This is a genomic window from Nocardioides maradonensis, assembly GCF_054777115.1.
Genome location: NZ_BAAHAZ010000006.1, coordinates 1 through 19,897 on the forward strand (window position 1 = coordinate 1; position 19,897 = coordinate 19,897).

The 19,897-nt window shown below is 70.2% G+C and carries 13 protein-coding genes and 2 pseudogenes; 7 read left to right on the plus strand and 8 right to left on the minus strand.

The features are described 5' to 3' along the window. The 7 genes and pseudogenes from ACYVAQ_RS08150 to ACYVAQ_RS08180 all read left to right on the plus strand — a co-directional run. Nucleotides 1-216, plus strand: a pseudogene (locus ACYVAQ_RS08150) (IS630 family transposase); the annotation flags it as partial. A gap of 265 nt (nt 217-481) precedes the next feature. Beyond that, nucleotides 482-2,107 carry a TIGR02677 family protein gene (locus tag ACYVAQ_RS08155; protein WP_460788109.1) on the plus strand — a complete coding sequence of 542 codons (1,626 nt, stop codon included), beginning with the start codon at nt 482-484 and terminating at the stop codon, nt 2,105-2,107. Then, the gene (locus ACYVAQ_RS08160; protein ID WP_460788111.1) at nt 2,104-3,354 is read left to right on the plus strand and encodes a TIGR02678 family protein; all 1,251 of its coding nucleotides are present in this window, start codon (nt 2,104-2,106) and stop codon (nt 3,352-3,354) included. Before ACYVAQ_RS08155 ends, ACYVAQ_RS08160 begins: the two co-directional genes overlap by 4 nt. Beyond that, nucleotides 3,351-7,477 (plus strand): annotated as a pseudogene (locus tag ACYVAQ_RS08165) (TIGR02680 family protein). The gene ACYVAQ_RS08160 and the pseudogene ACYVAQ_RS08165 overlap by 4 nt, the downstream one beginning before the upstream one ends. Beyond that, nucleotides 7,477-8,820, plus strand: coding sequence for a TIGR02679 family protein (locus ACYVAQ_RS08170; protein WP_460788113.1), 1,344 nt, complete (start codon nt 7,477-7,479; stop codon nt 8,818-8,820). Before ACYVAQ_RS08165 ends, ACYVAQ_RS08170 begins: the two are co-directional and overlap by 1 nt. 63 nt (nt 8,821-8,883) lie before the next feature. Further along, the gene (locus ACYVAQ_RS08175) at nt 8,884-9,213 is read left to right on the plus strand and encodes a DUF433 domain-containing protein (RefSeq protein ID WP_460788116.1); all 330 of its coding nucleotides are present in this window, start codon (nt 8,884-8,886) and stop codon (nt 9,211-9,213) included. Beyond that, complete coding sequence (locus ACYVAQ_RS08180) at nt 9,210-9,566, plus strand: DUF5615 family PIN-like protein (protein ID WP_460788118.1); 357 nt, start codon at nt 9,210-9,212, stop codon at nt 9,564-9,566. The genes ACYVAQ_RS08175 and ACYVAQ_RS08180 overlap by 4 nt, the downstream gene beginning before the upstream one ends. A 510-nt stretch (nt 9,567-10,076) precedes the next feature. Here the strand turns inward: ACYVAQ_RS08180 and ACYVAQ_RS08185 are convergent. The 8 genes from ACYVAQ_RS08185 to ACYVAQ_RS08220 form a co-directional block, all read right to left on the minus strand. Further along, nucleotides 10,077-11,114, minus strand: coding sequence for an ABC transporter permease (locus ACYVAQ_RS08185; protein ID WP_460788120.1), 1,038 nt, complete (start codon nt 11,112-11,114; stop codon nt 10,077-10,079). After that, nucleotides 11,111-12,646 (minus strand): sugar ABC transporter ATP-binding protein, encoded by a 1,536-nt coding sequence (locus ACYVAQ_RS08190; RefSeq protein WP_460788122.1) that lies wholly within the window; start codon nt 12,644-12,646, stop codon nt 11,111-11,113. The genes ACYVAQ_RS08185 and ACYVAQ_RS08190 overlap by 4 nt, the downstream gene beginning before the upstream one ends. A 189-nt stretch (nt 12,647-12,835) precedes the next feature. Then, the gene (locus tag ACYVAQ_RS08195; RefSeq protein ID WP_460788126.1) at nt 12,836-13,987 is read right to left on the minus strand and encodes a sugar ABC transporter substrate-binding protein; all 1,152 of its coding nucleotides are present in this window, start codon (nt 13,985-13,987) and stop codon (nt 12,836-12,838) included. Nucleotides 13,988-14,129: 142 nt separating this feature from the next. Further along, complete coding sequence (locus tag ACYVAQ_RS08200; protein ID WP_460788129.1) at nt 14,130-16,436, minus strand: ATP-binding protein; 2,307 nt, start codon at nt 16,434-16,436, stop codon at nt 14,130-14,132. A gap of 79 nt (nt 16,437-16,515) precedes the next feature. Continuing rightward, nucleotides 16,516-17,154 carry a LuxR C-terminal-related transcriptional regulator gene (locus ACYVAQ_RS08205; protein WP_460788132.1) on the minus strand — a complete coding sequence of 213 codons (639 nt, stop codon included), beginning with the start codon at nt 17,152-17,154 and terminating at the stop codon, nt 16,516-16,518. Nucleotides 17,155-17,350: 196 nt separating this feature from the next. Further along, a complete protein-coding gene (locus tag ACYVAQ_RS08210) occupies nt 17,351-18,463 on the minus strand; it encodes an NDMA-dependent alcohol dehydrogenase (RefSeq protein WP_460788135.1) in 1,113 nt (370 codons plus the stop codon). Nucleotides 18,464-18,584: 121 nt separating this feature from the next. Further along, nucleotides 18,585-18,986 carry a cupin domain-containing protein gene (locus ACYVAQ_RS08215; protein ID WP_460788137.1) on the minus strand — a complete coding sequence of 134 codons (402 nt, stop codon included), beginning with the start codon at nt 18,984-18,986 and terminating at the stop codon, nt 18,585-18,587. After that, nucleotides 18,983-19,882 carry an NmrA family NAD(P)-binding protein gene (locus tag ACYVAQ_RS08220; protein ID WP_460788139.1) on the minus strand — a complete coding sequence of 300 codons (900 nt, stop codon included), beginning with the start codon at nt 19,880-19,882 and terminating at the stop codon, nt 18,983-18,985. The genes ACYVAQ_RS08215 and ACYVAQ_RS08220 overlap by 4 nt, the downstream gene beginning before the upstream one ends. Between the last annotated feature and the right edge of the window lie 15 nt (nt 19,883-19,897).

Here is a 19,897-nt window from a genome sequence, read left to right on the forward strand (position 1 = left end):
GCCTCCTGGATGAACCTCGTCGAGGTCTGGTTCGGCATCGTGGAGCGTCAGGCCATCCGGCGCGGTGTGTTCAAGTCCGTCAAGGACCTCAACGCCAAGATCCGTGCCTTCATCGACGGCTGGCACGACCGTGCTCATCCGTTCGTTTGGACGAAGACCGCCGACCAGATCCTCGCAAAGGCCAACCGTCCAACTACTTCAAATCCGCGGCACTAGGTGCGCGGAGTACCCCCGCTACAATGTGAACCGGCCCTGACCAGCGGAAACGCTGGTCAGGGCCGGTTGCATTTGCCGCGAAGATTTGAACCCAGCGGCCAGAAACTGGCCAGAAACCGGGCCGAACGCCCCATCACACTCCGTGATTCTCCGCGTGGATCAGAATCCGGGCAGTCGAATCTGAGGCGAGTTGATTAGGGTTCAAATCCTTAAGGCCGTCATCCGCCCCCCCAGCGCCGAGAATCAACATCTGTGTCGGGTGTCGATGGACTCTGATGCCGTGACCGACTTGCCAGCCGCTTCTAGTGCCCACTCCGACGGCGTCGGGGCCGCGTACGGGCCCTTCGCATACCTCAGCGCACCGAACGCGCCGATCTACCGACGCGTCATGCGCGCGCTCATGGCAGAGAAGGAGAGGTTCACGGTCCACGTCCGTCCGGAACAGGTGTCTGAGGCGCTGCGTTTCGACGGCGGAGAACCGGTCGAGGCGCAGGTCGTCGCGGACGCGCTGGAGCGCCTGGCTGATTCCAGTTGGGGAAACGTCCTCGCGTTCCCCGACTCGAGTCGGGTGACCGCGCTGGAAGACTTCTACCGCCGCAGGATGCTCTACCAGATGTCGCGTCCGGGCGAGGCCGCCGAGCGGGCGTTGGCGCAGTACGACGCGGCGCTGGGCACCCGTGGCTCGTTGCAATCCGTCGCGCTCGAGGACATCGTCGTCCTGCTCACGCATCTCAGGGACACGGTGGCCGAGCACCGTGCGGGCGTGCCGGCCGACCCGGCCCGGACCCACCAAGCCCTGCGCAGTCTGCGGGAGCGCTTCGCCGAGTTGGCCGAGAACGCTGTGGCGTTCATGGGCTCGATCCAGCGCACGATCGATCTCCACGACGCCGACGTGGAGGCGTTCCTGGCCTACAAGGAGCAGTTGATCGAGTACCTCGAGCGGTTTATCCACGACCTGCTTACGCGTGGCGCCGCGATCGCGGAGCTGTTGGGATCGATCCCTCTCGAGGGAGTGGAATTCCTGGCCACGACCGCCGCCGAGCGCGAGGCTACAGACGCTGCGCCGGGTGAGGCGGAGTCGGCCGTGGCCGCGGGCCGCGATGTCTGGCTGCGGCAGTGGTCGGGGCTGACGGACTGGTTCGTGAGCTCTCCGGGCCGCGACAGCGAGGCCAAGCTGCTGCGCGCCCGCGCGCGGGCGGCGATCCCGTCGTTGCTTGCGGTGGTCCGTTCCTTGCATGACAGGGCGGGCGGGCGCACTGACCGCACGCACGACTACCTCACCCTGGCCCGCTGGTTCGCTGACCTTGAGAATGACGGTGACCGGCACCGGCTGTGGCGCACCGCCTTCGGGCTCGCGCCGGTCCGGCACCTGAGCGTGACGGCCGAGACCGAGGACGCGTGGGCGGCGGCTGACCTTGGCAACGCTACGCCATGGGCGGAGGCGCCGGCGGTTCGGATCAGCCCGCAGCTGCGGCGCACGGGCTCCTACGAGCGGCGCGGCAAGGCGGTCCGGGTCGCCGACCGCAGCGACGCGAAGGCCCTCCTCGTCGCCCGGGCTCGCGAAGAGGCCGAGCAGACAGCCGCGGCACGTCGCCGGATCCTCACCCACGGGCCACGGCCGCTGTCCGCGTTCGGCGAGCTCGACCCGGACGCATTCCGGCTCTTCATCGGCTTGCTCGGCGATGCGCTGGCAGCGATGGGCCCGCGCGGCGAGACGGCCCAGGTGCACACCTCCGACGGGGAGCTGACCGTCACTTTGCGGCGCGTGCCCGGTGCCGGCCTCGCGGTGGTCCGCACTCCCGAGGGTGAACTGTCCGGTCCCGACCACCTCGTCGACATCGCCTCGGCCTTCGACGAGTCGGCCGATGAGTTCGAGGAGGCGTACGGGTGAGCCGCATAGAGCTCGCGCCCCGGATCTCCGGCGCGCTGGAGGACCGTGACGCCGAGGGCCGGACGAAGGCGCTGCGAGCGCTGCTCGTGCAGCCGGTGCTCCGCGCGCAGACCGAGCCGGAGCTGTTCCGACTGGCACGGCGCCATGCCGACGTGCTGCGGGAGTGGTTCGAGAGGGAGACCGGCTGGCGGCTGGTCGTGGAGTCGCAGACGGTCCGGCTGCTCGGCACCTATGTGCCGCACGGGCCGACGGCGATCGCGATCGCACGACGACACCCCGCCCGCGCCCGCAAGGGCGACCCCGGCTTCACCCGGCGTCGATACGTGCTGCTGTGCCTCTGCCTCGCCGTGCTGGAGCGCTCGGACCCGCAGGTCTCGTTGGGACGGCTGGCCGACGAGATCGTGCTCGCCGCGCGCCAGCCCGGCCTGGAGAGCGTGGAATTCACCCTTGGCAACCGGGAGGAACGCTCCGACCTGGTGGCCGCGATCCGGCTGCTGCTGGGCTATGGCGTGCTCGTCCGCGTAGCGGGCGACGAGGACTCCTACGTGTCGTCTGGCGGTGACGCCCTCTACGACGTCGACCGCCGGGTGCTGGCCACGATGCTCTCTACCGAGCTCGGGCCGGGGTTGGCCGCGGCGGCATTGGGTCCGGCGCCGGCCATCCAGGACATCGAGGCCGCCCTGCACGAACCGCCGCCGGCGTACACCGAGGACGAGGCGCACCGGAGGATGCGCCACTCTGTGACACGGCGGCTCCTGTGCGACCCGGTCGTCTACTACGACGAGTTGCCCGAGACCGAGCGGTCCTACCTGCTCAGCGGACAGCGGGTCGGCGTCACGCGGCGGATCGCCGAGGCCACCGGCCTGGTGCCCGAGCTGCGGGCCGAAGGGATCGCGATGGTCGACCCCGACGACCAGCTCACCGACGTGCGCATGCCCGAGCAGGGCACTGACGGCCACGCGACGCTACTGCTCGCCGAGCACCTCGCCGCCACCGGCGCGACGGAGGTGAGCACTCTCCGCCGCAAGGTGAGGGCGCTGGCGAAGGAGAACGCCTCCTACTGGCGAAAGACCACCCGCGAGCCGGGCGCAGAGAACGCCATTGTCGCCGAGGCGCTCGACCGACTGGCCGGCCTCGGCCTCGTCCGGGTCGAGGGCATCGGACCTGAAGCCGTCGTACGTCCGTTGCCGGCGCTGCGTCGCTTCGCCCTGGCAGCGCCGACGATCGCTGAGAGGAACGCACGATGACCAGCCCGAACGGCACACCGGCATGGATCCTTCCCCGGGAGGCCGGCCCGGATGCGCTGCCTCACCCCTCCACCGAGCGGTGGCAGCCGCTCCGGCTCGGGCTGGTCGATCTGTTCTACTACGACGACGAGCAGTTCTGGTTCCACGACGGCCGGCTTCTGCTGCGCGGCAACAACGGCACCGGCAAGTCGAAGGTGCTCGCGCTGACGCTGCCGTTCCTGCTCGACGGCTCGATCGCGCCGCGGCGTGTCGAGCCTGATGCCGACCCGAACAAGCGGATGGAGTGGAACCTCCTCCTCGGCGGTACTCACGCCTCCTCCGAGCGCACGGGGTACACCTGGATCGAGTTCGGTCGTGTCGACGCCGACGGCATCGAGCACTTCCTGACGCTCGGCATCGGTCTCAAGGCGGCCGCCGGTCGGGGCATCGTCAAGCAATGGTGGTTCACCACGTCGCGACGGATCGGCGACCTGCGGCTGATGGATGAGAACCGCACCGTGCTGACTGACGCCCGGCTGCGCGATGCGCTGGCAGGCAACGGCCACGTCCACCCCAGCCAACAGGCCTATCGTCGGGCGGTTGACGAGGCGCTGTTCCGCCTCGGCGAGGAGCGGTACGCCGCCCTCATCGACCTGCTCATCCAACTGCGCCAGCCGCAGCTCTCGAAGCGACCCGACGAGCGAGCGCTCTCCGCTGCGCTGACCGAGGCCCTCACGCCCCTCGACCAGGCGGTGGTCGCCGATGTCGCCGAGTCCTTCCGCTCATTGGAGGAGGAGCGCGCGGGGATCGCTGACGCGCGAGACACCCTCAAGGCGGCCGAGGACTTCCTCAAGCTCTATCGCGGCTATGCGCAGGTGGCGGCGCGGCGGCACACCACCGGGGTCCGGCTGGCCAATTCCGCCTTCGAGCACGCGGGCCGCCACCTGCGCACCGCCGAGGATGAGCTGGCCTCGGCCCGGGAGGACGAGGCGAGGCTCAACCGTGCCAAGCAGGACGCGGGGGAGCGACACGGTGCTCTGCTGGGACAGGAGAAGGCGCTCCGGGAGAGCCCGGAGATGAAGGACGCCGCCCGACTGGAGCAAGCGGAGAAGGCCGCGACCGACCAGGAGTCGGCCGCTGACAAGGCAGCGCTCGAGGTGGTGCAGGCCAGCGCCCGGGCCGAGCGGGACGCTGCGGCTGCAGCGGAGGCCTCTCGCCGTCACGAGGTTGCTCTCGCGGCCGCGGCACGCCATGACCAGGCCGCGGCCCGGCTCGCCGTCGACGCGGGCCTGGCAGCAGACCACCCGTCGATCTCTCAAGACGAGCGGGCGGCCCGGCGGGCCTTGGGCCGCCGCCGGGAGCAGATCGGACAGGTGCGACGCCTCGCCGACCGCGTCCGCGTCGCCGAGGAGGGGGTTGCACGGGCGCGGCGGGCGCTCGACGATGCCGAAGCCGCCGGCGCCCTCCGCGCCGAACAGGTCCAGTCGGCCTCCGCGTCGCTCGAGGAGGCGATCGTCGGCTACTGCGACCAGGTCCGCAGCTACCTGAGCGGGCTCGCGGTAGTGGTTCCGGCAGCGGGAGAGGATGAGCTGACCCAGGTGGCTGCGGACTGGGCGCGCAGTCTGGACGGCGAGTCTCCGGTCCGCGCAGAGGTCGAGTCGGCAGCGTCGGTCACGTTGGACGACCTGGGCCGACGGAAGGTCGCCGCAGAGCTCGAGATCGACCGTATCGACGGGCAGCTCGGTGAGATCCGGGCCACGATCGCGGACTTGGAGGCCGGCCACGACACCGCGCCGCCCGCGGCACCGGGTCGCACACCGACGGCACGCGAGGACGCCTCGGGCGCACCGCTGTGGCGGCTCACCGACTTCTCCGACCGGGTCTCAGCGAGCGACCGGGCGGGAATCGAGGCTGCACTGCAGTCGGCGGGCCTCTTGGACGCCTGGATCTTCCCGGACGGCAGGCTCGCCGTCGACGGCGACGTCGTGCTCGGAGCGGGCGGCCCCGAGGTTGCTGCGGGCGCATCGCTGAGAGCACTCCTCACGCCGGCCGTCGGCCCGGACGACGCTGTGCCCGCGCCGGTCGTGGCCGAGGTGCTTGCACGCGTGGGAGTCGGCGAGGGCTCCGGGGCCGCCCTGTGGATCGATGCGGCCGGACACTGGGGCGCCGGTCCCGCCCGGGGGCCTGGGCCAAGGAGCGGGCCGAGTATGTCGGAGCTGGCGCTCGTGAGGTGACCCGGCGCGAGGCTCTCGATCGGCTTCGTGCCGAAGAGCGTGAGCTCGCCGCGGCACTGGGGCGCTCACGTGCCCTGCTCGCTGAGCTGGAGCAGGCTGCCAAGGAGGTCGTGGCTGAACGCGCCGGATACCCCGCTGCGACCGAGCGCGACCTCGCCGCGGCCCATGAGCGGGTGGCTGCCGCTGGCCGCGAGCTGGAGGTCGCCCAGGCTGCTGTGGCGCAGACAGCGGAGGCGTGGGGAATGGCGACGACAGCGGCCGAGGAGGCAGCCGTCGACCTGCGCGAGGCTGCCGCCGATCTCGGCACCGGCACGACGCTGGAGTCTCTGGAGACCGCGTTGGTGGCGGTCGGAACTTACTCGGAGGCACTGGTCGAATGCCGCACCGCGGCACAGCGTGTCGTGGACGCACAAGCCGCGTGGGAGGCCGCCGTCGCGCGGGCCGCTGAGTCGAGCACCATGCTGACGGAGCGCGACGAGACGGCACGCATGACCAGCGCCGATGCTGTGCGGCTGCGCGCCCAGGCAGACGCTCTCCGCGCCACCGTCGGTGCGTCGGTCGCGGAGTTGGAGCGGCGGCTCGGCGAGACCACCGCCGCGCTCACGGAGGTGGGAGCGGAGCTGGCACGGATCGGCGGAGCGCAGGTGGACACCGCAGGTCGTCGCGGCAGCCTGGAGGAGAAGGTCCGCGAACTCGGCACCCGCCGTGAGGAGGCGGCCACCGAGCGTGAGCGGGTGATCGGTGACTTGCGCACCTTCGCTGCCACCGGACTTCTGCGCGTCGCGCTGCCCGGTCTCCAGGTCCCCGACCCGGACGCGCACGACGGTTGGAGCGTCACCCCCGCGCTGGCCTTCTCCCGGGGCGCCGAACAGGAGCTCGACGGTGTCGAGGAGAGTGACGACGCCTGGCGCCGGGCGCAGCAGCGGATGTCGACGGCAGCGCAGGAGCTCTCTACCCAGATGAGCCGCCACGGCCACACCTCCTTTCTCGACCAGCGGGGGGAGGTGGTGGTGGCCCGTGTGCGCTACCTGAGCGAGGAGGTCGACATCGACCGGCTCGCCGTACGACTGAGTGACGACGTGGAGCAACGTGAGCGGCTGCTCAGCGCCAAGGAACGCGAGATCCTGGAGAACCACTTGGTCAACGAGATCGCCGGAGAGCTCCACGAGTTGCTGCTGTCGGCCGAGGCACAGATCGACCGGATGAACGCGGAGCTCGCCGCCCGCAAGACGTCCACCGGCATGCAGTTGCGCGTCCGATGGCGGGAGCGGAGCGACGGACCGGCCGGACTCGCTGCTGCGCGTGGCCTGATGGTCCGTTCCGACGCGACCTGGACGGCTGCTGACCGTTCCGCGATCGGAGGGTTCCTCCAGGCGCGGATTGCGGAGGTTCGCGAGGCCGACCCGACCGGCGGTTGGGCCGAACACCTTGAGCAGGCGCTCGACTACCGGCAGTGGCACTCCTTCGTCATCGAGCGCTGGCAGAACGGCCAGTGGCGTCCGGCGACGGGCCCGGCTTCGGGTGGTGAGCGCGTCCTGGCGATGTCAGTGCCGCTCTTCGCGGCCGCCTCGTCGCACTACAACTCCGCCAGTCCGCACGCGCCACGCCTCATCCTGCTGGATGAGGCCTTCGCCGGTGTGGATGATGACTCGCGGGCGAAGGCGCTGGGACTCCTTGCCACCTTCGACCTCGACGTTGTGATGACGAGCGAGCGGGAGTGGGGCTGCTACCCGCAGGTGCCCGGGCTCGCCATCGCCCAGCTCTCCCGGGTCGAAGGAGTCGATGCCGTCGGTGTCACCCGCTGGCAGTGGAACGGCACCCGCCGCACCAGACTCGCCGAGGTCCTAGGGGCTGCGCGGGCCGGCGATGCACACGATTCGCCAGCGGTGGACGACGCACTGTTCGGATGATGATGGATCCGAAGATCGCGGGCGACCGGGCTGCGCTGGAGCGGCTCCTCGGCGTTCCGGAGATGGCCTGGCTGCTGACCCGGGTGCGCTCCCGGATCACCGCATGCCGCGGATCGACACTGTCCGGTGTCGTCCGGCTCGACGAGCCGACCGACGCGCAGCGGGCCGCGGCGGTGCGGCTGGTCGGGCGGCCACGACGCCCGGGGGCGAGCCTGCGGGTGGAGCTCGCCGACGTCGAGGCGATCCTGCGCCGGGGACCGTGGCCAGCAGGGCTCGCCGACGCCGTTGAGACGCTGACCGGACCCGTCGTCGATCCAGCCCTCGAGCGGCGGCGCACCGCCACCGCCTGGGCCCACGCTGCGGGCGGCCTTCGCGACGCTGTTGCCGACCACCCTGGACTCGGGGACTGGTGGGAGGGATTCTGCGCCACGGGTGGGCTCAAGCGAGCAGCGCGGGCGGAGGCTGCGCGGACCGGGGTTGCCCACGAGCCCGACGTCGGTGCTCGTCTCGTGGAGATGGTCGCAGCGGTCGTGGCGGATCTGCCGTCGGCAGGGGAGCCGTTGTCTGTGTTCGCGCGACGGCTCACTGGCGACGCGCATGCTCTCGACGTATCGCGTCCACTCGGCCGCTTGGCTGCTGCTGCCATCGAGGCTGCGTTCGCGCCGGGCGCCCACTCAAGCCGCGATGCTTGGGCAGCGGCTGGCGTCGTACTGTCCAACGTCGCGTCGACGGTGCTGTGCCTGGGGGTTCCGGGTGCGTCTGTTCCGGCTGGGGCGTCGGCAGCGGCGAGCGCGGCGGCGCTGGAAGCCATGCGCACCGCCCGGATGCCTCTGGTTCTGACGCTCGACCAGGTCCGCTCCGGCGGTGTCGAGGCGCTGCCCACCGACCAGATCGTCCACGTCTGCGAGAACCCGACGATCGTCGAGGTTGCCGCCTCGGCCTGGGGGCGCTCAGATGCGGTCGCGTCTGCACCGGTACTGATCTGCACGTGGGGCCAGCCCAGCACCGCGGTGGTGGAACTCCTTGCCATCCTGACCGGACGCGGAGCCGGGTGTCGCTACCACGGTGACTTCGACTGGCCCGGCCTGCAGATAGCGCACGCCCTCCGCCGGCGGATTCACTGGACCCCTTGGAGATTCACCTCCGCGGACTACCTGACCGTTGTCGAGGGCGACGTGCCTTCACTGGCCCTCGAGGGACGCCCGGTCCCCACGCCATGGGACCCGAAGCTTGCCGAGGTGATGGCCGAGCACGGACTTGCGATCGAGGAGGAGGCGATGGCGGAGACGCTCGCGAATGATCTGATCGCCGGCGCCCAGCCGGCAGGTTCGCCGCCACACTGAGCGACGGATCCCTGCCGCTGGCGCAGGAAATCGCCGGTACGCTTGAAACGGAGGTGCATCGAGATGACCGCAGCAGCGATCGAGCCAGAGCCGGTTCCGCTGACCAGGGACGCCGCTGGTCGGCTTATGGTCATCGGCACTCGAATTCCACTCGACACTCTCGTTGCAGCCTTTGAACGCGGCGACTCGCCCGAAGCGACCCACGAGTCATATCCGACTATCTCGCTCGGCGATATCTACGCCATCTTCACCTACTGCGTGCGCCACCGGGATGACGTCAACGCCTACTTGGTGGAACGCGGGGAGCAACGCGTCGCTCAGCGGGCCGCGATCGAGACGAGGTTCCCGCCCGAGGGCCTCCGCGCAAAGCTCCTCGCCCGGCCGGACGCATGACGATCAAGTTCCTGGCTGACGAGAACTTCGATCACAAGACACTGGCGGGGCTGAAGCGACGCGAGCCCGATCTCGACATCGTGCCCGTGCAGGAGGTTGGTCTACGCGAGGTCGATGACCCGCAGGTGCTGGAGTGGGCTGCCCGCGAGGAGCGCCTCGTGGTGACCCACGACGTCTCGACCTTCGCCGACTTCGCCTACGAGCGCGTTGCGGCCGGACTGCCCATGCCGGGGGTCATCGAGATCCCGGAGTCCGTCCCTCGGTCTGTGATCATCGACGAACTCATCCTGATCGCTGGTGCGAGCGAGCCGGACGACTGGGAGAACCGGGTCGTCTATCTCCCGCTCCGCTGACAGCGCCGGTTGGTGCGAGATGAGGATTGGATCACTGCCAGAAACCGGCCACTTACAGGTCCGGCCGCACCCGCGCTCACCCGATACACTCCGAAGTGGACTGTGAGGTCTTCCCGCGTAAACCCGAGGAGATCCACGATCTTCCAAGCCCTTCCGTAGTGGCTGAAGCAAGCCAGAGGTCGCAGGTTCAAATCCTGCCCCCGCTACGAAGAAGTCCAGGTCAGCCAGTGGCTGACCTGGACTTTCGCTTTGGAGGGCACAATGCGATCGCGTCGTGTACCCACCAGATTCGCGGGGAGTGTGCTCGAACAGCGGGGACTTGGGCGACGTCCATACCCCGCGATGCGGTGACGCCAGTCTGCGTGCCGCGCCTCGTAGAATCCGGCACCGGAAGCGTCGCCGGAGCCCGACTCGAGTAGGTGGCGATGTTCAGCCTGCGCAGCGAGCCCTTCCACCGAGGTCGTGAGCGATGCGAGCTTGCTGGTCCGAGTGGCGGGTCGCGTCAAGGCGTCACGGCTCTCGCCGGTCGCCCAGCCGCGCTGCCAGCCCGACCCCGATGATGAGGGCTCCACCGTTGACGAAGTTCGAGACATAGGGCTGGACGCCTGCGAGGTTCAGGCCGCTGTTGAGGACCGCGAGGAAGTAGACGGCGACCAGGACGCCCCACACGTTGTACTTGCCCGGGCGGATCGCGGCTGCGCTGAGGAACGCGGCGGCGAGCGCCGGCAGGAGAAGGGCGTCGGCGAGATGCGGGTTCGCGCCGCCCGAGCGGGTGACCTGCAGGACCCCCGCGCCGCCGCACAGCCCGCCGGCGATGACGAAGGTCGAACCGACCACGAGCTTGAGCCGGATGCCGGCGAGGCGTGCGGCGGAACGGTTGCTGCCGAGGGCGTACAGGTAGCGGCCGAACGGGGTGTGGTCGACGAGGTAGTAGACGACCAGGGCCACCACGGCCAGCGCGTAGACCGTCCGCGGAATCCCGAGCCAGTTCTCCGTGCCGAAGTTCGTCACGCTCTGCGGCAGGTCGCCTCCGACCGTCACGCCGCCGGTCTTCAGGCTGATCAGGCCGGTGATGATGATGGAGACGCCCAGGGTCGTGATGACCGCGTTGACACCCATGCGCGTCACGAGCAGGGCGTTCACCACGCCCACGCCGACGCCGATGGCGATGCCGATGGCGAGCGCGAGGAGGGGATTCATGCCGTTGGTCATGAACTCCGCGCAGAACACCGAGCTCAGCGCCGCGGACCCCCCGATCGAGAGGTCCCACTCGTTGCAGACCAGGGGGATCAGGGCCGCCAACGCCGTGATCGCGACGACCGTGTTCGACCCCAGGAGGACCTGCAGGTTTGCGCTCGTCGGGAACGTCGCCGACGTCCTCGGCCAGAGGCTGAAGAACACGAACGCCCCGACCAGCAGCACCACGAAGGCGTAGGCCTCGAGGAGCGAACGGATGCTCCGACGCGTGCGTCGAGCAGGGACGGCCTGCGCCGGATCGGGCCGGACGGGCTCGTCCATCGTCAGGTGGTTTCCGGACACGGAACTCATACCGCTACTTCCTTCTCTTGACCATGGGCGAGGCGCTCGACCCGGTTGCTGGTGAGCTCCTCACGAGGCAGCTCCCCGACGATGCGTCCGTGCCTCAGGACGATCACGCGGTCGCAGATCGCAGCGAGCTCCTCGCTGTCGGAGGAGGCGACCAGGGCCACCGCCCCCGCCTCCACGGCTGCTCGGATGAGCAGGTAGATCTCGTGCCGGGCGCCGACGTCGACACCCTGGGTGGGCTCGTCGAGCAGCACGACCTGCGGGGTGCGGCGCAGCCAGCGGGCCACGATCACCTTCTGCTGGTTGCCTCCGGACAGCGCGGAGAGCGAGTCGTCGACCGACTGTGCCTTGATGAGGAACCGGTCGAGCAGGCTTCGGGCGTCGCGGCGCTGGCGTCCGGCGCGCAGCCTGCCCGTACGCCAGTAGTCGCGCAGCACCGCGACGGACATGTTGTCGTTGACGCTCAGCTCGGCGAAGGCGGCGTCCTCCGCGCGGTTCTCCGGGACGAACGCGATGCCGGCCCGCATCGCGTCGCGCGGATTCTGCAGCTGGAGGGTCCGGCCGTTGAGGTGGATCCTGCCGGCGCTGGCCGGGAGGACGCCGAACAGGGACTTGAGCAGGCTCGAGCGTCCCGAGCCGACGAGGCCGGCGATCCCGACCACCTCGCCAGCGTGCAGCGTCAGGTCGAGCGGGCCGACCGGACCCGCGCACAGGCCCTCGGCCTCGAGGACGATCGGCCCACGCTCGGCGGAGGTGTCCGGAGCGATCTCGTCGACGGCGCGACCCACGATCAGCTCGACGAGGTCCGCGCGAGTGATGGAGCGCGGGGCTACCTCGGCGACGAGCTGCCCGTTGCGCAGCAGGATCGCGTTGTCGGCGACCGCGAAGACCTCTTCGAGACGGTGCGTGACCAGGATGACGGTCTGTCCCTGGTCGGCGTGCCGGCGTACGGCTTCGAGCAGAAGGCGCACCTCGGTGTCGGGCAGCGAGACGGTGGGCTCGTCGAGAACGAGGATCCCGTTGTCGGCCTGGCCGGTCTGCAGGGCACGCGCGATGGCGACCATGGCCTGCCGGGCCGGTCCCAGCTCGCCGAGGAGCTGGTCGGGGTGCGCGTCGATGTCGTACTTGGCGAGCACCCGAGCAGCCTCGCGCCGAGCTGTCCGCCACTGCACCCGGCCACCGACACCGAGCGGGAAGCCGTTGCCACCGATCGCCAGGTTCTCCGCGATGGTGAGCTCGGGGAAGGTGGAACGCTGCTGGTGGACGAACCGCAGTCCGGCCGCCGCGGCCCGGGCCGGGGTCATGTCCGCCAGATCGATGCTCTGGCCGCCGATCACGACGGTGCCGGCGTCACCGCGCTCGACGCCGGCCAGCATCTTGATGAGGGTCGACTTGCCCGAGCCGTTGCCACCGAGGAGCGCATGCACCTGGCCGGCTGCCAGGGAGAACGAGACGTCGTCGACGGCCAGGTTGGCGCCGAAGGACTTGGTGGCGCCACTGAGCACCAGTGCGGGCTCACATGGGTCAGGGCTCACGGCGGTCCCCTTTCGCGAAGACGAGGGTCGTTGGTGGTCACCAGGATGTGGCCGTGCGTCGCGTGCGCCAGGTGATCTGCGCGACAACACCCCCCGGATGGGCTACCGGGCGGATCGGAGAGGAAAGGGAAGTGGCCCGCGCGGATCCGCGCGGGCCACCGCCTCCGTCCTCTCCGTCGGTCCGTGGACTCAGCCCACACCCCACAGGGCGAAGAACGCAGAGCGGAAGTCGACCGGCGGCGTGTACGGCTGACCGGCCGGCGGCATGTTGTGGTCCTTGTCGCACACCTGGATGCCGTTGCCGGTGTCGACGGCGTTCGGGTCCTGCTTGAGGAAGAGGCGGACCAAGGCGTCGACCGCGCTGTACACCTCCCACTCGACCGACTGGCCGGCACACGCCTGCGCGCCGGTGCCGTTCCTGATCTGGTCGATGGCGGCCGTCGTGCCCTCGCCGCCCATGACCGTCATCGACTTGAGGCGCCCCGCGGTCTGCAGAGCCTGCGCACCGCCGCTCTGGGTCATCACGACGTCGTACGCCGGGATGAAGGCGTTCGCGTCGGGGTGCTGGACGAGCGCCTGCTCGATCTTCTGCTGCAGAGCCGGACCGAGGTCGGTGCCGACGAAGGTCGCGTCACCGGCGATCGAGCAACCCGGGCACTTGGCGATCTCTCGCTTGATGCCCTCCGTCGCGGTGAGCGTCGTCCAGGCGTCGGTCTCGGTGTCGAGCACGACCTTCGCCTGGCCGTTGGTCTTGGCGATCACCCACGCGGCCTGCGCGCTTCCCCAGTCCTTGTCCTGGTCGGGGAAGGACTCCTTCCCGGCGTAGGAGACGATGTGGGACAGGAGCGCCGGCGTGCAGTCCTTGGTCTCGATGCCGACGATCGGAATGCCGGCGGACTTCGCCTGGACGACCGCGTTCTTGACGGTGGGGCAGTCGATCGCCGAGAGGATGATGCCGTCGGCCTTGGCGACCACGGCCTGCTGGACGCCCGTGAGCATCTGGGTCGGGTCGTACTTGGCGTCGAACACGTGCACCGTCCAGCCCAGCTTCTTGGCCGCCTCCTGGGCCGCCGCCACGCCTCGGGTGCCGTAGTCGCTGCCCAGCCCTGACTCGACGAGCCAGATCGACTTGCCGGCGGGGGCCTGGACGGTCGGACCCGTGGGCTTCTTGTACGTCCCCTTGTACCAGGCGTCGAGCGTGGCCTGGTACCGCTGCTGGTCCGCCGAGCTCGTCGTACCGTGAGTCGTGGAGCCGCTGCTTCCGCACGCCGCGAGCCCGAGGCTCAACGCCGCAGCGGAAACCAGGGCGATGCCCCGCCGCCACCTGTCTCGAGTGTTCATGACCTTCTCCTCGTGGTGTGGCCGCGCGACGCCGGGTCCGGACCGTGAGCGGCCGCCCATCGGCCGCTGGGTACGGCCTATCGCCGAACGGCCACCTGTGAGTCAGGTCACGGGTGCCAATAGGCCCAGTCGGGGGAGGTGGTCAGCGCTCCCCGGCGTCCTGCTGGCTCATCCAGGTCGCGATCTGTGCGCGCGAGGTGAATCCCAGCTTCGTCAGGATCCCCTCGACGTGTCCCTCGGCGGTCCGCAGCGAGATGACCAGACGCGCAGCGATGTCCTTGTTGGACATCCCCGCGGCAACCATCTCGGCGACCTCCTGCTGGCGGCGGGTGAGCGAGACCGCGGGCGCTGTCGGTGTCGCCTCCCCGGAGGGCGGCGTCGACTCGCCCAGGGCGAGCGCGATGATGGCGTCGGTGTCCGCCGCCCGCCCGCGGCTGAACGCCAGCTCGAACGCCGGACCGCTCAGCTTCGCACGCGCGACCGCTTCGTGCTCCGCGCGCTGGTCGGCCAGGTGCGGCGAGCCGACGATGCTCTCCCACAGCCGGTCGACCGCACCGAGGAGCGTGGCCGACCGCTCCGCGTCGTGATGGGCCGCGGTCCACGCGAGCAGCTCAAGGGCGAAGGCCACGCCGAGCGTGTCGTGCAGCTGCTGCTTCATCCGCAGCGCCCCACGGAGGTCCGCCTCGGCCGCCTCGGGCTGCCCGCGGAGGACCGCGACGTACCCGCGGCCCCACAGGGCGTAGGAGAGGTTCCACAGGTCGCCGTTGGCGGCGCACTGCGCCAGCAGCTTGTCGATGATGCCCGCGGCGACGTCGATGTCGCCGTGGAACAGGTGGGCGGCCGCCAGCTCGATCAGCAGGCTGTCGGGGTACTGCGCGGGCACGTTGTTGTCGACATAGCCCTGGAGTGCCTCGGTGAGCAACGGGATGGCGCTGCCCGGGTCCGGGCCGAGCATCCGTCCGGCGCCGAGGACGTGCTTGGCATAGGCGATCGCCGACGGGTCGCCGAGCTCCTCGGCGAGGGCGAGGGCCTCCTCGGGCAGCGTGTTCAGCGCCTCCAGGTTGCGTTCGAAGGTGGCGAGGTACGCCGCCGTCGCGAGCGCCCACGCGCGCTCGTGGCTGGGCTCCTCGTCGAGCGCCAAGGTGCGCCGCAGCCACAGGTAGCCCTCGTTGAGGTGCGAAGTCGCGCCCCACAGCCACGGGACGGCCGCGAGCCGGAGACCGGCGCGGGCCTCGCCCGGCTCGGAAACGCAGAACTCGAGCGCCCGTCTGAGGTTGGCGTGCTCGAGCTCCAGCCGGCTCGCCCACTCCTGCTGGTGGGGACTGACCCACTCCTGGCCTGCGCGTTCGACCATCGCCAGGCACCAGTCCCGGTGGCGGCGGGCCAGCACGCGTTGCTGGTCGTCGGCGGCGAGACGGTCCTGTCCGTAGGAGCGCAACGTCTCCAGCATCCGGAAGCGGACCGTGCCCTCGTTCACCTCCCGCTGGAAGATCGACTTGTCCACCAAGCCGGCGACCGTGTTCAGCACGGCTCCCGGCGGGAGGGACTCGTCGGTGCAGACGGCCTCGATCGCGTCGAGGCTGAAGGTCCCCGCGAAGACCGAGGAGCGCGCCCACAGCGTCCGCTCCTCGGCGTTGCAGAGGTCGTGGCTCCAGTCGATGAGTGCCTGGAGCGTCTGGTGGCGCCGGGGCAGGTTGCGGCTGCCCTCGCTGAGCAGCTCGAACCGGTCGTCGAGGCGGCTGACCAGCTGCTCGACGGTGAGGACCTTCAGCCGGACCGCGGCGAGCTCGATGGCCAGCGGGATGCCCTCGAGCCGCTGGCACAACCGGACCACCGCAGCCTCGTTCTCCGGGGTCAGCCCGAAGTCGGGTACGACGGCTGCGGAGCGCTCGACCAGCAGCATCACCGACGGGTACTGCAGGGCGGTGCCCGGCCGGATCGTGGTCTCGGGGTGCGGTGCGGGCAGGGGAGAGAGCGGGTAGACGTACTCGCCGGCGATGCGCAACGCCTGCCGGCTCGTCGCCAGGATCCGGACCTCCGGCGCGGCGCGGAGGACGTGGTCGGCGAGCTCGGCGACAGCGTCGACCAGGTGCTCGCAGTTGTCGAGCAGCAGCATGACGTGCCGTGACCTCAGGTGCTCCGCGATCGTGGTGAGTGGTGGCCGGGTCGGTTGGTCCTGGACGCCGAGCGCGTCGAGCACCGCATGGGGGAGCAGTGCCGCGTCGCTGAGCGCGGCCAGCTCGACGACGTAGAGGCCGTCGGGGAACGCGCGACGCAGCTCGTTCGCGACCCGCAGCGCCAGTCGGGTCTTGCCCACGCCGCCGATGCCGGTCACGGTGACCAACCGGGCAGTTCCGCAGAGCTGACGGACCGCGGCCAGATCCTGGCGGCGACCGACGAAGCTGGTGAGCTCGACCGGCACGCCGGGCAGGGAGGTTCCTGACCGCACGGCCATGTGATCCTTCGTGACGTCAGGGGTACGGGGCGTCGCGATGGTACCGCTGCGCGGGGTCACGAAGCGCGCTTCATCAGGGAAGCAGCCCCAGCTCCTGGGCGCGGCTGGCGGCCTGGGCCCGGTTGCGGACGCCGAGCTTGCGGTACACGGCGCTCGTGTGCTGCTTCACCGTGTGCCGGGAGAGGTTCAGGACGCTCGCCACCTCGGGGTTGCTGAGACCACTCGAGACGTGCTGGAGGATGTCCAGCTCGCGCGGGCTCAGGCGCACGTGCGGGGCCGCCTGCTCCTTGGGGAAGATCCGGGCACCTTCGGCGACCCGCTCCAAGGCTCCGGCGATCACCTGCCGAGGCATCTGCTTGGAGAGCGAGGCGACGGCGCCGTGCTGGAGTGCCATGGCAGCCGAGACCCGGCCCTCGCCGGCCAGCAGGACGACACGGACGTGCGGCATCCGCTCGCGGAAGGCACGGCACAGCTCCAGCGCGGAGCGGCCGCCGAGCGAGGTGCTGATGACCACCAGCTGCGGGTGGTTCCGTTGCGCGATCTGCCAGGCGGTCACGGCGTCGGTGGCCAGGAGACAGGAGGCCACCCACGGCTGGTCGGCCAGGACCGCTCGCAGCCCTGCCTGCAGCAGCTCGTTCTCGTCGACGACCAGGACGCGCTGGAGACGACAGTGGTCCTCGACGACCGGCTCGACGGCGAGTGCGGCGCTCATGCGTCCCACCCCGTCACCGTGCGTGCGCCACCGCGAAATTCACTCATGGTTCCTCCTCCGGACGACTCCAGGTCATGGATCTGGTGTTCCGGAAGAGTGCTTCGGGGAACTACGTGGATCACCCGGGGAACTACCCGGATGACTACCCGTCCACGTGAACCAGGTCACGCGGACGGGTCAGCGATGTTTCTCCGTGTTACTCCCCGAAGCGGATCACGCCGCGGATCAGCTCACCGGCGAGCAGGTCGTCGTAGCCCTGGTTGACCTCGTCGAGCGAGTACTCGCGGGTGATGAGCTCGTCGAGCTTGAGCAGGCCGCTCTGGTACAGCCCGAGCAACTTGGGTACGTCGTACTGCGGGTTGAACTGGCCGAAGATGCAGCCCTTCACGGTCTTCTGGTACATCGCCAGCTGGGCGGCCGGGAGCTGGACGCTCAGGTCCTCCCACGGACCCATGGCGGTGATCGCCACCGTGCCGGCCTTGCCGACGACGTTGAACGCGGACGTCACTACCTCGGCGTTGACGTCGCCGACGATCACCATGGCCTGCTCCGCGCCCTGACCGTGGGTCATCTCCCACACGGCCTCCAGCGCGGCCTCGGCGTCGGCGAACGCGTGCGTGGCGCCCAGCTTGAGAGCCGTCTCGCGCTTGAAGGCGACCGGGTCGACCACGACGACGTTCTTGGCGCCCGCGGCGGCCGCGCCCTGGACCGCGTTGATGCCGACGCCGCCCGAGCCGTAGATCACGGCCGTGTCGCCGACACCGACACCGGCCGCGTTGACGGCGGTGCCCCAGCCGGTCGGGACCCCGCACGAGGCCAGGACGGCCTTGTCGAGGGGGTGGGACTCGTCGACCTTGATCACGGAGTGCTGGGAGAGGGTGCCGTACTCGGAGAAGGAGCCGACCGAGCACATGCCGCCGGCGTCCTCACCGTCGAGCCGGAAGCGGAAGGTGCCGTCGGGCAGCTGGCCGTCGAGCAGGAACTCGCCCAGGTCGCAGAGGTTCTGGTGGCCGGTGCGGCACCAGCGGCACTCGCCGCAGCTGGGGATGAAGCTGACGAGGACGTGGTCGCCGGGCTTGACCTTCGTGACGCCCGCGCCCACCTCCTCGACGACACCGGCGCCCTCGTGCCCGCCGACGATCGGGAGCCGGGACGGGAAGTCGCCCTTCATCAGGTGCAGGTCGGAGTGGCACAGCCCGGCCGCGACGTAGCGGACCAGGACCTCGCCCTCCTTCGGTCCGTCGAGGTCGAGCTCGACGATCTCGAACGGCTTGCCGACCTCGGTCAGCACGGCGGCTTTCGTCTTCATCATGCGTTCCTTGTCTGGATCACGGGTGGTCCAGCGAACCTAGGACGAGGCAGGGCCGGAGCGGGCGGCTCGCGGCGGGGCGCACCCGGGTGGGGGAGCCGCTCCGCCCGGCCGGCCGGGGTCAGTCGATGCCCCACTCCTTGGCGGCGTTGAGCAGCGACGCGGTGTGGAAGACGATGAGCTCGCGGTAGCCGCCGGTCATCTCCCAGGTGCCCGACCAGCCCTTGGGGGCGACGAACCAGTCGCCCGGGCCGTAGGTGTCGACGCGGCCGTCCACGGAGGTCAGCACGGCCTTGCCGTTGAGGATGTGCACGTGCTCGTCGTAGGGCAGGTCGGTGAAGGCGACCGAGCCGTCGTCGGACTCGTAGACGCAGGTGATCAGGTCCTCACCGGCGTACCAGACGGCGTTGCGGTTGGTCGCGATCGGGCGCGGCATCATCTCGGCCGGCCACATCGCCATCGGCGGCAGGTTCTTGCCCTCGATCTGCTCGCGTACGGCGGGAACGGGGTGGATCGTGGTCACGAGAAGAGCTCCTTGTGGGTGGTGATGTAGTCGTGCAGGGTCTCCTGCGGACGGCCGAGGATCTCGGTGATGGTCTCGACGTGCTGGACGCCGGCGTACGAGCCGGTCTCGAAGCTCAGGTAGGTCATCAGCTGGTCGTACGCCGGACCCATCGCGGCACGCAGGGAGCTGTCGTCGTCCTGGTAGCCGACCTGCTCACCGAGGACCTCGGTGAAGATCGCGGCGAGTCCCGCGAAGTCGTGGCGATCGGGCGAGGTGAGGATGTACTCCTTGCCGGCGTGTTCGGAGGGGTCGCCGAGCAGGATCGTCGCGGTCACCTCGGCGACGTCGCCCTCGGAGACCCACATCCGTGGGCAGTCGACGCTGGCCGGCATCGCGATCCGGTGGCGCGGCTTGACGTCGGTGGCGACGAACGAGGCGAGGTTGAACATGATCCAGGCCGGGGCGTTGACGTACGCGACCGGAAGGCCGCTGGTGTCCAGGATCGGCTTGGCGACGACGTGCAGGCCGGCGCCGCACCGTGCGGCGACGTACGCCGGATCGGCGTGCTCGAGGGTGAAGCCGGGCGGCATGCCGAGCAGGCGGACGAGCAGCTCGATGGAGCCGACCTCCTGGGCCGCGCTGACGATGTTGCCGGTCACGACGGTCTCGTCGGTGACCATGTCCGGCGTCACGACGAACACGCGGCTGACACCCTGCAGGGCGGTGACCACGCTGTCCCTGTCGTTCCAGTCGCAGACGACCGTCTCGGCCTCCGGGTAGCGGGCCTCGAGCCGCGCGACGCCCCGCTCGCGGCTGCTCGCCACGCGCAGGTCCTGGGGAGCGGCGCGGTACACCAGGTCGGCGGTCAGCCGGCCCAGATTTCCTGTGGCGCCGAGGATCAGTGTCGTGCCCATGCATGCCTCCGGTCG